The following is a 14,209-nucleotide window of genomic DNA, read 5'->3' as shown; positions in this document are numbered from 1 at the left end:
TCCGGCAGGCCTGTTTACTTTCGGGTAACGGAAGGCCGCCTATCTTGCGCGTGATGACGCCCCCGCCCCCGTATTTCCCCCGTCCCCCCGTGGAGGTGCGGCGGTGAAGGTCCTGCACCTCAGCAGCAGCGACGTGGACGGCGGCGCTGCGCGCGGAGCCTACTGGCTACATCACGCCCTGAGGACGCGGGTGCACTCCACCATCCTGGTGCAGCGCAAAAGCAGCCGTGATCCCCAGGTCCTGGAGTACCGTCCACGCTGGGTCTCCGCCCTGGCCCGCCGCAGCGAACGCGAGCTTCGGGCGTGGCATCCTCGGCTGGACCGGTACTTTTCAGCGGCAGCGCTGCCGTGGCCGGTGCACCGCCGGATCAACGCCCTGCAGCCCGATGTGGTGAACCTGCACTGGATCAACGACGGCTTTCTGAGCCCCGAGAGCATTGCGGGCATTCGCGCGCCGGTCGTCTGGACCCTGCGTGACCTGTGGCCCATGACCGGGGGTTGTCACTACGCGGGAAGCTGCCGCGGTTTCGAGGCGAACTGCGGGCACTGCCCGGCGTTGGGGTCAGATCACCCAAACGACCTCTCGCGGGTGCTGCACCGCCGCAAGGCGCGCGCCTGGCAAAACCGCGCTTTCACCCTGGTCGCGCTGAGCCGCTGGCTCGCTGAGCAGGCACGGCGCAGCTCGCTGTTCGCCGAACGGGAGATCGTCGTTATTCCCAACGCGCTTGACATCTCGGTCTTCCGTCCGGTGCCGCAGGCCGAGGCGCGCGCCGCCCTGGGATGGGCGCCGGATCGCCGGCTCATCCTGTTCGGCGCGACGCACCCGCTGAGTGACCAGCGCAAAGGCTTCGAGGCGCTGCGGCAAGCCACTTTCCTGCTGGCGCGCCGCGCCGATGCCGCCCAGTTGGAAGTGGTGGTGTTTGGCTCGCTCTACGGGAAAACCCCCCCCGACATGGGGTTGAACACCCACTTTGTGGGGGCCCTTGATGACGATAGGCGGCTGGCGCAGCTGTATGCGGGGGCCGATGTCACCGTCATGCCGTCCCTTGAGGAAGCCTTTGGAAAGGTCGCGATGGAGTCACTGGCCTGCGGAACTCCGGTGGTCTGCTTCAGGGACAGCGGACCGGCCGATATCGTGGATCACGGCCTCAACGGCTACCAGGCCCGGTACGGCGACGTGCATGACCTCGCGCGGGGCATCGCCTTTCTGCTCGATCACCCCCACCCGCAGGCGCTGGCCGAAGCTGCCCTTCGCAAGGTCATGACCGAGTACACGTACGAGCGGCAGGCGCAGGCTTACCTGAATCTGTACGAGCACGTCCTGGCGCAGGCCAGGGCACGGCGCAGCCCCCCGGCGAGGCCGACATGAGCCTCAAGAGTCGCACTGTCCACGCGATCAAGTGGAGTTATGTCTCGCTGGGGATAGGGACCGCCCTGCAACTGGTGTTCGCGGCGGTGCTGTCGCGTCTGTTGACACCCGAAGCGTTCGGTGTGGTCGCCCTCGCCTTTATGCTGCAACGGGTCGGGCAGTTCGTGGGTGACCTGGGGATCGGACAGGCGATTGTGCAAAAGCCCGAACTCACCGAAACGGATATCCGGGCAGGCTTTACGTCCTCACTGCTGCTGGGCGCCTTGGTCACGGTGATCGCATGGTGCCTTGCCCCCCTGGCTGGCCGCTTCTACGACCTCCCCGAACTGGTGCCGGTCTTTCGCGTCTACGCCGGTGCCTACCTGCTGAATGCGCTCATCGTGCTGTCCAGCAGCCTGCTGCGCCGCTCCCTGCGCTTCCGACCTCTGGTGACCGCCGAGCTCACCTCCTATATTTTGGGGCACGGCGTCATTGGGCTGGGAACAGCCTACCTGGGGTTTGGTGCCCTCAGCGTGGCCTTGAGCGCGCTCGCCCAGGCCATCATTCAAACGGTTTTCCTGTACGCCGCGACGCGCCACAGCCTCCGCCTGACCTTGAGGCGGGAAGCGTACCGTCCCCTGTATGCCTTTGGGACACGGGTCACGGTGGTGAATTTCCTGGAGTTTCTGAGTGCCAACCTGGACACGCTGCTGCTGGGACGGCTGTACTCGCCCACCGCCCTGGGTCTGTACAGCCGCAGCTACAACACCGTGAGCGGCCCCGCACTGAATTTCGCCGGGAGCCTGACTCGGGTGCTCGCCCCGTCCTTTAGTGCCGTGCAGACAGAACCCGAGCGGCTGCGCCGGGCCTACCACTCCGCGCTGCTCGCCCTCATGCTGGTGATGGGCTGCGTCTCGGGCGGCATCGTGGTGGCCGCTCCCGAGATCGTGCGCGTGCTGCTGGGGCCGCAGTTTCTGGAGGCCGTCCCGCTGCTGAGGATCTTCGGTCTGCTCCTGCCCTTCCTGGTGACCAGTAACCTTTCCGGCGTGCTGGCCGAGGCCACCGCGCGGCTGGGGGCCAAGATCAGAATTCAGCTGGTGTACTTCCTGGGGCTGCTGCTGGCCTTTTGGACCACCTACCGGCTGGGAGGCAGCGTCGTCGCCATCGCGCTCACCCTGCTCGCCGCCACCATCTTGCGTAACGTTGCCTTTGCGCTGCTCGCCCGTTCCATTGTGGGCGGCGGCCGCGCCATCCTGCGGGCGTACGGGACCGGCCTGCTCTGCCTTCTCGGGTCGGCGGCCGTCTCCTTCGCCGTGGTGCAACCGCTGCGTCACCTGGGCACACCGCTCGCCGTGCTGTTCACGGCGGAGCTGTTGCTGGGCGCCGTCGTGTTGGCTGCGGCTGTCTTTCTGGCTCCCCCCAACGAGCTTCAGACCATCGCCCGGCGAATCCTGCCGCGCCTCTCCAGCCGTTGGCGCGGCGTGCTGGGACCGCCCTGAACCTACAGCAAAGCCGCTGGAATGGCCGAAGCCATCAAAAAGCGCCCCCGGTGGAGGCGCGTCGCTTGGGATGATTCCGCCTTACTCGGCAGATGCCGTGTCGTCCGTAACGCCGAGGGAAGACTTGAGGGTAGAGGCGACCTTAAAGGCGACTTTCTTCCCGGCAGGAATCTGAATGCGCTCATTGGTCCCGGGGCGAACACCGGTACGGGCGGCGGTCTGCTTGACGCTCAGGGTCCCCAGGCCAGGCAGCCCCACACTCTTGCCGCTCTTGATGGCGTCCACAACCACGCCGAGCATGGCGCTCACGGCCTCCTCGCTCTGCTTCTTGGTCAGGCCGGTTTTGCCAGCGACCAGCTCGACAAGCTGGGTCTTGGCAACCTTGCCACTTCCACCCTCCCGACCCGCGGCGCGGGCCTCCTGGGCGTTGTCCTGGGCGGGGGCAGCCTTGGCGGTGGACTTCTTGGCGGGCGCTTTCGTCGACTTCTTCGTCATGGTGCGCAGCATGACATACGTTTGTCCGCTCGTGAAGGGGGGGAAGCCCCAAGAAAGGCCCACCAGCACGCACTTCAACCGCCCAGCACAGCGTTTTTGTCGTCCTGGAGGCTATTTTCTGGAACGTTCATCAAATCACGATGCTTGGAAAAGGCGTGTCAGCGCGGCTGCGGCCACGCTCTTCGGGGGCCCACTGCCCTACCGGTCGAGCTGGAGGTGGAGAGAGAAAAGCTGTGGAAGAGCTTGAGTTCCTGGTTGTGTGAGAGGTATCACTCTGCGGGAGGGCAAGACGGCATTCCGCTCACGTCCCTTTGAACCCAAGAACACACCAGCAGGAGGAGAGATGATCCACCGGGGAAGCACAGAACGGCCAACCGCTCACCACACCGGTCAGCTGCTGGGGCGGCAGGAATGACCCTTCACCCCTCCCCGCGCGTTTCGGTGCTGATGCCGACCTACCGGCAGGCCCACTTCCTGCCCCGCGCCGTCGAGAGCCTGCTCGCGCAGTCGCTCAGCGACTGGGAACTCATCGTGGTGGACGACGGTTCCCCCGACCATACCGGAGAGGTCGTCCAATCCTATCTCGCCGATCCCCGCATCTCCTACCACCGTCTGGAACGGAATGTCGGTCTCGGGGCGGCCCTCAACCACGCGCTTTCGTTCGCGCAGGCCCCGCTCGTCGCCTACCTGCCGTCCGACGACGTGTACTACCGTGACCATCTGGCGCAGCTCGCGGACACGCTCGCCGCCTATCCCGAAGCCGCGCTCGCCTATTCGGGCGTGCGGCACCACTACAACCGCACGGCGGCGGGGCAGATCGGCGGCTTTTCCCTCCAGCTCGTGCAGGTGATGCACCGCCGCAGCGGGGACCGCTGGCTGGAACGCTCGGAACTCACCACGGACGACCTGGGCCGGATGTACTGGCACGCGCTGGAGCGGCGTGGCCCAGCGGTCGGGACCGAGCGGGTCACCTGCGAGTGGGTGGACCACCCGGAGCAGCGGCACAAGATCGTGCGCGAGCCGGTGGGCGGCATCAACACCTACCGCGACTACTACGGCGTGCAGGAACCGCTGCGCTTCCACACGACGGTCGGCCATTTCATCGACGAGGTGGAGCGCTACCGCCGGTACCGTGAGCGCCCGCCCACGCCCCCTGCACCCGGCGGCCTGAAGATCCTGCTTGTGGGCGAGCTCGCCTACAACCCCGAGCGGGTGCTCGCGCTCGCAGAACAGGGGCACCGGCTCTACGGCCTGTGGATGGAGAAGCCCTACTGGTACAACTGGACCGGGCCCCTTCCCTTCGGCCACGTGCAGGACATCGGGCGCACGAACTGGCAGGCGGCGGTGCGGGAGATCAAGCCCGACGTGATCTACGGGCTGCTCAACTGGCAGGCGGTCCCCTTCGTACACCACGTCCTGACGGAAAACCCCGGCGTGCCCTTTGTGTGGCACTTCAAAGAAGGGCCTTTCATCTGCCTGGAAAAGGGCACCTGGCGCGAACTGCTGGAGCTGTACGCACGGGCGGACGGGCGCATCTATTCCAGCCGGGAAATGCAGGACTGGTTCGAGATGCTCTCGCCACAACTCGCGGATGGACGTCCCACCCTCGTTCTGGACGGCGACCTGCCCAAGCGCGAGAGCGTGGGGGGCGAACGCTCACCGCGGCTCTCGAACAGCGACGGCGAGTTGCATACGGTCGTACCGGGCCGCCCCATCGGCCTGCATCCGGAGACAGTCGCGGAACTCGCCGCGCAGGGCATTCATCTGCACTTCTACGGCGAATTCACCCACGGGCAGTGGCAGGGGTGGATCGAGCGAACAAAAAGGCTGGCGGGGCGTTTCCTGCACCTGCATCCCAACGTGAACCAGGAGAACTGGGTGGCCGAGTTCTCGCGCTACGACGCGGGCTGGCTGCACTTTTTTCGCAGCGAGAACGCGGGAGAGCTGCGGCGCGCCAACTGGGACGACCTGAATATTCCGGCGCGGATGGCGACGCTCGCAGCCGCGGGAGTGCCCATGCTGCAAGGGGACAACACCGGCCACATCGTCGCCACGCAGAGCCTCGCGCGGGAACTGGACCTAGGGCTTTTCTTCCGGGATATGGCGGACCTAGGTGCGCAGCTTGAGGACCGCGAGCGCCTGACTCGCCTGCGCGAGCATGTCTGGGCGCTGCGAGACCAGTTCACCTTCGATCACCACGTAGGCCGCCTGATCACTTTTTTTCGCGAGGTGATCGGGGACATCGCAGTGCAGACGAAGGCCGAAGCACCGCGCCCATCTCGCTGAAGGGAGCCGTGCCGCTCACGGCCGTCTCCACCTTGAAGCCGAGCCTCAGGGACAAGATCTGCTGGGCCGCAGGACAAAGCTTAGGCCACTCACGCAGATGGAATCCCCGTGCTGTGGCCAAGAGGCACAGGCACAGGCAAGTGGAGCCGCACAGCAGCAGGCGGGCTCGTGGCTGAGGAGCTGCGGAGTTCAGCACCCCCCGCAACTGGTCAGGTCGTGAGCGGAACGCGGAATGGGGTTTGTCTCGTCGCCGCCTGTTCCGCCCAGGGCCGCGGTAACCACAACACGCTGGTCACCAGGCGGGGGTACAGCCGGCTGCCCAAGGCGTGCCCGTCGGTCGAGCGCACCTGATCCGTCGGACCATGGGGTGCCGACCCTACCTGCTGCCAGCGCACATGCGCCTCGTCGCAGCGAGGATTGGGCTGCAGGCCGAACACTTCCTCAGCCACGAACTGACACAGGAAGATCTTGGAGAGCCAGGTGTTCACGCTGGTGCTTGAGAGCTTCCAACCACCCGATGTAGCGTCCAAGCAGACGCCTGGTTGCAGGGCCGTAGCAAGGTGCCGCCGTAGGGCTGTGATGAGGGATCCATACGGGCCCTGTTCGCTCACCGTCTCGCGCAATCCCAGCAGGAAAGGGTACGCGAGCGCTTCGATGGCGGGAAGGATGCAGGCGTCACTTCCGCCAAACAGAAGCGCAGGGATGTAGCCCCGAGCCGGGTCAAAGGCCTGCACAATACGCTCAGCGGTCCGCTGGGCCTGTGCACGTGCTGTTTCACCGTCCCGGCCTAGCAGCGTCAGAGCCTGGTGTAAGCACACCAGGGACGCCCAGGTCTTCACGGCCAGGTAGAGGTTCCCTCGTGCTGGTCCTAGACTCGCGTCTAGGCTGTCATAGGTGGTGATCTCTGCTCCGTTCTTGGTGCGGGCGCTGTCGGCATCCATAACACCGTCCCCGTCTGTGTCGCGTACGAGTAGGGATGCCAGGCAAGCCTCGAGCGTGCCTACGTGCTCCTCCAACCACGAACGGTCAGCGAGCAGGCCGTACATGGTCGCGCTCAGCGTCCAGTTGGTGAGCTGCTCGAAGGTCATATGCGAGAAGCAGCCGTCGAGGTTCTCCGTCTCGTACGAGGAGATGCCGGGCGGGGTGAAGACGTTTGAGACCCCCATGTCATGGGTAAAACTAAGCCCGCCGGGCAACCGCTCTTCGCCGCACTTGATCTCATCTGTAAAGGCGTAGCGCTCCACAAACAGATCAAGGACATGGGCGGTGGTCCAGGGATGGTAACGCAACTCCCAAAACAGCTGATCCACAGTGAGATCGAGGGTGTTGATCATGCGGTACTCGCCCTCGTTAACCACCCACAACGGGCGGCCGTCCTCACGGACCAGAAGTTGCGTGTTGGCAAGGTAGCCGTGGGTGGCGTGGGCGAGCAGAAATTGCCGGTCTTGACTCAGGCCGCTCTGAAGCAGTTCCTCGTCACGGGTTGCAGCCAACTCCCAGTAATGCCGGACGTTCTCCAGCCCAAAGGTGAGCACCTCCTCGAGATTGGAGAAGAACCCGGTATAGAAGAAGCGGGTGTTCAAGCTGCTCGTGATCGTACCTGCCTGATAGGTACCGAGGGCCAGTACTAACCGGCCGGTTTCGCCGGCAGGCACGGTCAGCATGACGCCCCCCGCATTGCCCAGCCGCCGCACACGTGGCCGCCGCTCGCCAAAGGCCGCACCAATCACATCGAAATCCTGCACCTCCTCAACACCCGCGCCGGGCAGGGCCGCCACGCCCCAGGAGCGCCCGGCAGCCGCGCCCAGCAGCGCACCACCCGCCGTATCGGAGAGGGGGCGGTTAACGCCCTCCAGGGCAAACAGCATTTCGGCGGGCACGTCCGAATCCCCGTTGTCGAGTTCCAGCTCGGCGAGCACTACGGGGCACACGGCGAGACGGAGGGCGTCGTCATCCGTTCCGGGGGCTGGCACCTCACCAAAGGGACTGAGGAGCCGCAGCCGGAAGGGCCCATGCCGCCACTCGTCAGAGGCCCAGAGAAGCTGGCGGTCCAGTTCCTCACCGGGAACACTTCGGACCGCAGGTGTCGAACGCGCTACGCCGTCCGCGTTCGCCTGGTAAGCGAGTTCACCCAGGCCTAGCGGTGCACTCAGAAACGGCAACACCTGCACGGGTGCCCTGCCTGTGCGGTACGCGATATAGACGCTTCGGTCAGGGGAATGTACGTCCGAGAGGGCAAAGCCACCGCCCTTTCCGAACTCTCCCAAGACAAAGGAGGCGTAGGCCCCCCAGGGGGCGTGATGGCTGAGATAGGCAGTCGTCATGGTGGTCCTTTGGAAGGAGAGTGGCAAGTGAACAGGCTTCCTGGCACCGGGCCCAGAAGACCCATCCCCTTCACAATTGCGGTGATGGTAGCTCTCAGTCCGTCTTCGAACCTGGAGCGGGAGGGATGAACAGCAGGACGCTTAGGCCCTCACATCAGCCTGAACGGGTGCTGTGCCGAGCTGCGGTTCGGGCTGGACAGCACCGTAGAGGCGGGCGAAGGTGGAGGAGTGCTGCTCCCGGGCCTTGGTGATCTCGAGCGGCCGAACAGGTGTTCCGGCAGGTCTCAGTGCCTGCATCACCTCAGCCAGGTCCCGGTAGATGCCGGCAGAGGGCATGGCGAGGAGAGCAGCGCCATCCGCCGCACCTGGCTCATGCGTAGAGCGCTCCACCTGTACGTCCAGTGCTCCGGCCACCAAGCCTAACCAGAAGTCACTGCGCGCGCCTCCACCGGTTGCCAAAAAGGTGTTGACCGATGACAGGGGCCGCATTACCTCATAGGTGTCAGCCAGAGCGAGGGCTGTTCCTTCCAGCAGGGCCCGCGTGAGGTGCCCCCGGCCATGCGCCAGGGCAAGGCCCGTCCAGGCACCACGCAGCTCCGGGTTCATGTGCGGGCTGCGTTCCCCGGCCAGGTAGGGCAGGAAGGTGACACCCTGCGCTCCATCCGGCACCTTCGCCGCTTCCGAGAGCAGGAGGTCAAAGCTGGTGTCCGGAGCAAGCTTGTCATGCAACCACTGCAGAGCACCAGCGCAGGCTAGCGTCACGCCCAGTAGGTTGTACCCGCCGTCTGCATGAGCAAACAGATGAACACGGCCCTGCGGGTCGGGGGTGGGCTGGGCCAGCGGCGCGAACAGCACGCCGCTCGTTCCCAGACTGACACTCCCGACCCGCGGGCGGTCACTCGTGAGACCTAGGGCAATGCCCGCCGCTGCGTTATCCCCACCGCCTGCCACCACTGGCAGACCCGCAGGGAGTTCGGTGTAGGCGCTCAGCTCCGCCTTCAGGCGGCCCACCACGTCCCAGGAATTCACCACCTCGGGGAACAGCCTGGGAGAGAGCTCCAGGGCTTGCAGCACCTCCCTGTCCCAGGCCTTACAGGCGAGGTTAAGGGCACCCACACCGGAGGCATCGGACGGTTCGGTCCTCATTTCCCCAGTGAGCACGAAGCCCAGGTAATCTTTAGGCAACAGCACATGGGCCAGCCGAGCAAAGACCTCCGGCTCCTCGTCCCGCAGCCACAGCACCTTTGGAAGCTGAAAGCCGGTGACCGCTCGGTTCCCCGTACGGGCAATAAGGTCCGTGCGGGGAATCCGGACCTCGATGGCCTGGACCTGCTTGCCTGTGCGCTGGTCATTCCAGAGCAGCGCGGGTCGCAGCACCTCCCCCCCCGCCCCGAGAAACACCGCGCCGTGCATCTGCCCGCTCAGACCCAGAGCCAGAGGCAACGCCCGAGCGTCCCGGAGCTGCTGTGCTAGGTCCTTCAGGGCGTCCAGAGCCGCTGCTACCCAATCCTCGGGACGTTGCTCGGTCCAACCCGGATACGGGGTCAGCAGCGGGTATGTGCGGCTGGCTTGTGCTACGGTGCGTCCCCCCTCATCCAGCGCCACTGCCTTGACACCAGTGGTGCCTAGGTCTATCCCTAGGGTGACGGGTGTTGAGGTCACACTTCCACCTCGGCGCTCGTCTGCCGGGACGTAGTGCTGGTCCCACGAATCCCCAGCAGCAGTTCGACGGTGAGCTGATCGAGTTGCTCCAGGCCGGGGCCCCGTCTGGCCAAGGCCGCACGGTCGAAGCCGCGGGTCTTCAGTGCCTGGGCATTCTCCGGGCTGAACCTCTCTGTAAGGAGAGAGAGTTCCTCATCCTCCACCCTGTAGGCCGCGAGGGCCGCTTGAATCTCTGGGTCCTCGTCCCACTGCCGCGCCTTCTCCTTAAGGATCAGGTACGTCCGCATACAGCCGCGCGCAAAGGCCCAGATGCCTTCCTCATCCTCCGTGCGTAGAGCGTGGGCATCGAAGTGCCTGGGGCCATCGTACCCGGCGTCCTCCAGCAGCTTCACCAGAAAAAAGGCCGTCTTGAGGTTCTCCGCTCCGAAGCGCAGGTCTTGGTCAAAGCGGCTCATCTTCTGGTCGTTCAGGTCGATATGGAAGAGCTTGTCCGCATCCACCGCCTGCGCCACCGCATGCACAAAGTTCAACCCCGCCATGGTTTCATGCGCAAACTCGGGATTGACGCCGAACAGCTCCGGCCGGTCAAGTGTCTGGATGAACCCTAGGGCACTGCCCACAGTGGGCAAAAAGATGTCAGCACGGGGTTCGTTGGGCTTGGGCTCCAGGGCAAAGCGGTACCCGTACCCCTGAGCCTCGCTGTACTCGGCCACATAGTTAAGGCAGTCACGGTACCAGGCCAGGGCGTCGAGGAGCTTGCCGCTCGCGTCCACTTCGGTGCCCTCGCGTCCTCCCCAAAAGACATAGGTCTTGGCACCCAGTTCAGCTCCGAGGTCCATACTCTGCATGGTCTTTTGTAGGGCATAGGCCCGCACGCGGGCATCGGCGGAGGTAAAGGCCCCGTCCTTGAACACAGGATCGGTAAAGAGGTTGGTCGTGGCCATGGGCACCACGAGGCCATGATCGGAGAGGGCCTGTTTGAATTCGGTGACGATGCGGTCACGTTCTCGAGCAGAAGCGTCGATGGGTACAAGGTCGTTGTCATGCAGGTTGACGCCGTAGGCACCAAGTTCGGCAAGTTTCTGAACGATGTATGGGGCAGAAAAGCCGGGACGGGTCGCTTCGCCGAAGGGGTCACGGCCAGTCTGCCCCACAGTCCAGAGGCCGAAGGTGAATTTATCTGCTGGAGTGGGAGTGTAGTCGGTCATAGCAGGTCCTTTCAGGCAATCAGGAAAGAGGACGTGGGGTATCCACGGGAGGGCACAGCGAGCACAGGGCCAGTCAGCAGGTGAGGCCTCAGGCCGTTTGGGGCTGCTGGGTGTAAGTGCCCAAAATACGAGCGAGCGCAACATTCGGACGACAATTTCTGAAGGCGAAGGACGAGAGCACTTCGTCAAGCTCATTCTCGCTCAGGCCCTGAAACAGCCGAACATACGAGGGTTGCAGCAGGCCGCCAACGTAGTGGTCGAAGGTAGCCTGTCCCAAGAAGCGCCGATTGGCAGCGGGCTCGATGTTTGGATCGTTCACCGTCGCCTCGATGATCCGGGCCAGTTCGGTGAGCTTCTCCTTGGCGGACGTGCTGGGCAGCCAGCCCATCCAGAAGTCGGTGTCGAGCTCAGCCTTCGCTCTCAGGCTAGGGGCGACCAGGCGCAGATAGGGGGACTGGGGGTCGAGCGTCACAAGACCCATCACGCCGACGTCCTTGTAGTTCCAAGTGGTCCAGTGCGCGCCGAACTCCTCAAAGACGCTGATCTGGTCGTCCATCGCGCGCAAGCGACTAGGAATGTCGTCGCCGGGGCCGTTGTACACCGAGCCGAACTCACCAACCCAAAGGGGAACACCATGTTGCTGCGCAAAACGCGCTCCTTCTGTCTCGAAGAACATCTCTCGCTGGCGCTCTCGGTCCCAATACCGCTGGCCCAACGGATTCTGGAAGGACCCCAGGGAGCCCTGAAATTCGCCGGGATAAATGCCCGGTCCGAATCCCGCCGGGGTGTAGTTGTGGCTGGAATACACCAAGTTTTCGTCAAAAGGCGCGTCCAGTCCTGCAAAACGGGTAGAGAACAGGTCACCTTCCAGGAAGATGATGTGCTGAGGATCAATCTGGCGAATGGCGCTCACCACCCGGCGGTACACCCGGTTGATGATCTCCCAGTTCGGCGTATACGCGTTACTGCCGAAGCGGCCACGCGGCGCGTTGGTGACCGGCTCGTTCATCACGTTGTAGCCCGCCACCCACGAGTGGTCCCGGAAACGCTCGGCCAGCGCCTCCCACAGCTGCACAAAGCGGTCCTGAAAGTGCGGGTGCTGCCAGAAGAGGGACATGCGGTTGGCGTTGTCGCTGTGCCAGTCGGTGTTCTGCCAGCCCTGCACGGCGTGGAGGTCGAGGATTGCGTAGATCTCGTGTTTCGCACACCATTCAAGTGCCCTCTCCAGACGAGTAAACCCCGCTTCCAGATACTTGAACGGGCGGTCGTCGCGCTCGAACTGCCGGTAGTTAAGGGCGATACGCACTGTGTTCGCACCCGTAGAGCGGATAAAGGCCACGTCCTCTTCGGTGAAGAAGTGAGCGAGGAGCCGCTCGAAGAAGAACTCCGTTCGAGCAGGCCCGAGCATGTCCTGCATGGTTTCCTTTAGGGCGTGTTCGGCGCCGGGATAGCCATTGATGAAGTTCTCCATATGCATCCAGCCACCGATGCACGTGCCGCGAAGCTGGACCGGCTCATTCCGGCTGTTGACGATCTGGCCGTTTCTCACCTGCAACATGCTTCCTCCTAGGGCTTAGCCCTTGACCGAACCCGCCATCATGCCCTGGATAATTCGCTCCTGCCCGAAGATGTACGCAGCGATGAGCGGCAGGGAGGTGAGGGTCACGACCGCGAGAATGGCGGGGATGTTGGCGCTGTACTGCCCCTGGAAGTCCCAGATGGCTAGGGGCAAGGTGCGGCTCTGCGGACTGGAGGTCAACACGTACGCAAAGATGAACTCGTTCCACATGTTGATGCCGTTGTAGATGGCGACCGTAGCCAATCCCGGCATGCAAAGCGGCAGGAAGATACGGGTGAATAGCGTCATCGGCCCCGCCCCGTCGATCTGAGCTGCCTCCTCCATCTCACGCGGGATCTGCCGCATAAATTCAGTCAGGATAAAGATGCTGATGGGTAGGCTAAAGGCGACGTATGGACCGATCAGCGCGAAGGGCGTATCGTAGATGCCCAGGGTGCGGGTCATGAGGTAAACGGGAATAAGAGTCACATGGACGGGAACGATCAGTCCGGCGACGACCAAGCCAAAGAGGAATCCATTGAAGCGGAACCTTATACGAGCGAAGGCAAAGGCTGCCATGCTGCTCAGCAGTAGCGTCAGAGCAACAGAAACCGTCACGACGAAGATGCTATTGCGCAGATAAATGAAAAAGGAGCCGCGCAAGACATTCAGGTAGTTGCTGAAGTCGAACGTCTTTGGCAAGGCCCATACCGGTATCAAGTAGACGTCGCTCTGGCTTTTAACGCTCGTTAGCAACATAAACACGAAGGGAAGGGTAGTCACCAGCAGCCACACCAGGGCAGCCAGGAAAAGCAGAGCACGACTGGGGAGAGCTGTTTGGGGCCGGAGCATGTCAGACCTCCGTCTCGAAGCGTCGGGTGGTGCGGAGAGCCAAGCCTGCCGCGACGGCAACGATGATGAACATGGCCGTGGAGATCGCAGCACCGTACCCGATGTTGAAGGAGGCGAACACAGTACGGTACATGTAGGTGGCCATCACTTCCGAGGCACCGGAAGGACCACCCCCCGTCATCACGTAGATGAGGTCAAAGTACCGCAGTGAGCCGATTAGAGAGAGGACCAGCGCGGTGCGGATGGTACCCTGCAAGAAAGGCAGTGTGATCCGCCAAAAGATAACCCGCTTGCTCGCACCATCCAGGAGAGCTGCCTCGCGCAGTTCAGCCGGCATGCTGGCGAGACCCGCTAGGAACAGCAGCATGTAGAAGGGAATGTTCTGCCAGCACACCACGGCAATTACAGACGGCAGGGCCAAGCTGGGATTGCCCAGCCAGTCCTGTGCCAGGACGTCCAAATGCATGGCCCTAAGCAGACTGTTGATCGGTCCAAAGTTAGGGTCATAGACGGACCGAAAGACCGTCCCGATCGCCACGCTGGACATCAGCAGAGGCAGGAAGTACAGCACCTTCAGGAAAGTGGAGCCTCGGCCCGCCTTATTCAAAAGAAACGCCAGGACCAGTCCGGCAGGAATCTGGATGGCGATAGAGAGGAGCGCTAGCAGACCATTATTCTTGATTGCCGTCAGAAAGGTCGAATCGTGCAGCAGTTCTGCCCAGTTGTGCAGGCCGACATACTGTGCGGTGTTGCCCAGACCGTTCCAGTTCAGCAGTGAGAGGCGGAAGCTCGTCAGGAGGGGATAGACTAGAAATACACCCAACAGCAGCAGGGCAGGCAGTAAAAAGGCCGCCGCCACCCATGCCTGGCTCCACTGCCGACGTTTTTCGAGAGGGATGGGCGCTGTTTTGGCAGACGTAATGGTGCTCATTTTGCGCTCCTCACGCAGCGCTTCTGAAGAACGCATGGGCGGCCCG

Annotated in this window: 10 protein-coding genes; 3 read left to right on the top strand and 7 right to left on the bottom strand. The window is 63.5% G+C overall.

The genetic code is table 11. The features are described 5' to 3' along the window. The first annotated feature begins 103 nt into the window (after positions 1–103). Together EI73_RS15360 and EI73_RS15355 are read left to right on the top strand one after the other, a co-directional pair. Positions 104–1,369 (top strand): glycosyltransferase, encoded by a 1,266-nt coding sequence (locus EI73_RS15360; RefSeq protein ID WP_034389019.1) that lies wholly within the window; start codon positions 104–106, stop codon positions 1,367–1,369. After that, positions 1,366–2,847, top strand: a complete 1,482-nt coding sequence (locus EI73_RS15355) for a lipopolysaccharide biosynthesis protein (protein WP_034389017.1) — start codon at positions 1,366–1,368, stop codon at positions 2,845–2,847. Before EI73_RS15360 ends, EI73_RS15355 begins: the two co-directional genes overlap by 4 nt. A gap of 81 nt (positions 2,848–2,928) precedes the next feature. On the opposite strand, the gene EI73_RS15350 is transcribed toward EI73_RS15355, so the two are convergent. Continuing rightward, entirely contained in the window at positions 2,929–3,354 is a 426-nt protein-coding gene (locus tag EI73_RS15350) for an HU family DNA-binding protein (protein WP_034389236.1), read from the bottom strand. A 399-nt stretch (positions 3,355–3,753) separates the two neighbouring features. On the opposite strand from EI73_RS15350, the gene EI73_RS15345 reads away from it, so the two are divergent. Beyond that, positions 3,754–5,628, top strand: coding sequence for a glycosyltransferase family A protein (locus tag EI73_RS15345; protein ID WP_034389015.1), 1,875 nt, complete (start codon positions 3,754–3,756; stop codon positions 5,626–5,628). A gap of 209 nt (positions 5,629–5,837) precedes the next feature. Here EI73_RS15345 and EI73_RS15340 read toward each other — a convergent pair whose 3' ends face one another. From EI73_RS15340 to EI73_RS15315, 6 genes are all read right to left on the bottom strand, one after another. Continuing rightward, positions 5,838–7,952 carry a glycoside hydrolase family 52 protein gene (locus tag EI73_RS15340; protein ID WP_051935690.1) on the bottom strand — a complete coding sequence of 705 codons (2,115 nt, stop codon included), beginning with the start codon at positions 7,950–7,952 and terminating at the stop codon, positions 5,838–5,840. A 141-nt stretch (positions 7,953–8,093) separates the two neighbouring features. Next, on the bottom strand, positions 8,094–9,614 hold the full coding sequence (gene xylB, locus EI73_RS15335) for a xylulokinase (RefSeq protein ID WP_051935689.1): 1,521 nt from the start codon (positions 9,612–9,614) through the stop codon (positions 8,094–8,096). Continuing rightward, complete coding sequence (gene xylA, locus EI73_RS15330; protein WP_034389013.1) at positions 9,611–10,822, bottom strand: xylose isomerase; 1,212 nt, start codon at positions 10,820–10,822, stop codon at positions 9,611–9,613. Before xylA ends, xylB begins: the two co-directional genes overlap by 4 nt. 88 nt (positions 10,823–10,910) lie before the next feature. Then, positions 10,911–12,380, bottom strand: coding sequence for a glycoside hydrolase family 5 protein (locus EI73_RS15325; RefSeq protein WP_034389011.1), 1,470 nt, complete (start codon positions 12,378–12,380; stop codon positions 10,911–10,913). Between the two features lie 15 nt (positions 12,381–12,395). Further along, the gene (locus EI73_RS15320; RefSeq protein ID WP_034389009.1) at positions 12,396–13,232 is read right to left on the bottom strand and encodes a carbohydrate ABC transporter permease; all 837 of its coding nucleotides are present in this window, start codon (positions 13,230–13,232) and stop codon (positions 12,396–12,398) included. A 1-nt stretch (position 13,233) separates the two neighbouring features. After that, positions 13,234–14,163, bottom strand: coding sequence for a carbohydrate ABC transporter permease (locus EI73_RS15315; RefSeq protein ID WP_081909127.1), 930 nt, complete (start codon positions 14,161–14,163; stop codon positions 13,234–13,236). Positions 14,164–14,209 lie beyond the last annotated feature (46 nt).

The sequence above is a fragment of the Deinococcus sp. YIM 77859 genome (assembly GCF_000745175.1).
Classification (GTDB): domain Bacteria; phylum Deinococcota; class Deinococci; order Deinococcales; family Deinococcaceae; genus Deinococcus.
Note: the sequence above shows the minus strand (reverse complement) of the source record. Positions and strands in the feature narration are given on the sequence as shown.

What these genes read in the sequence shown, in the direction of transcription:
- EI73_RS15355 (WP_034389017.1), top strand. Translation starts at nt 1,366, where the DNA reads ATGAGCCTCAAGAGTCGCACTGTCCACGCGATCAAGTGGAGTTATGTC.
- EI73_RS15350 (WP_034389236.1), bottom strand. Translation starts at nt 3,354, where the DNA reads ATGCTGCGCACCATGACGAAGAAGTCGACGAAAGCGCCCGCCAAGAAG.
- EI73_RS15345 (WP_034389015.1), top strand. Translation starts at nt 3,754, where the DNA reads ATGACCCTTCACCCCTCCCCGCGCGTTTCGGTGCTGATGCCGACCTAC.
- EI73_RS15340 (WP_051935690.1), bottom strand. Translation starts at nt 7,952, where the DNA reads ATGACGACTGCCTATCTCAGCCATCACGCCCCCTGGGGGGCCTACGCC.
- xylA (WP_034389013.1), bottom strand. Translation starts at nt 10,822, where the DNA reads ATGACCGACTACACTCCCACTCCAGCAGATAAATTCACCTTCGGCCTC.
- EI73_RS15325 (WP_034389011.1), bottom strand. Translation starts at nt 12,380, where the DNA reads ATGTTGCAGGTGAGAAACGGCCAGATCGTCAACAGCCGGAATGAGCCG.
- EI73_RS15320 (WP_034389009.1), bottom strand. Translation starts at nt 13,232, where the DNA reads ATGCTCCGGCCCCAAACAGCTCTCCCCAGTCGTGCTCTGCTTTTCCTG.
- EI73_RS15315 (WP_081909127.1), bottom strand. Translation starts at nt 14,163, where the DNA reads ATGAGCACCATTACGTCTGCCAAAACAGCGCCCATCCCTCTCGAAAAA.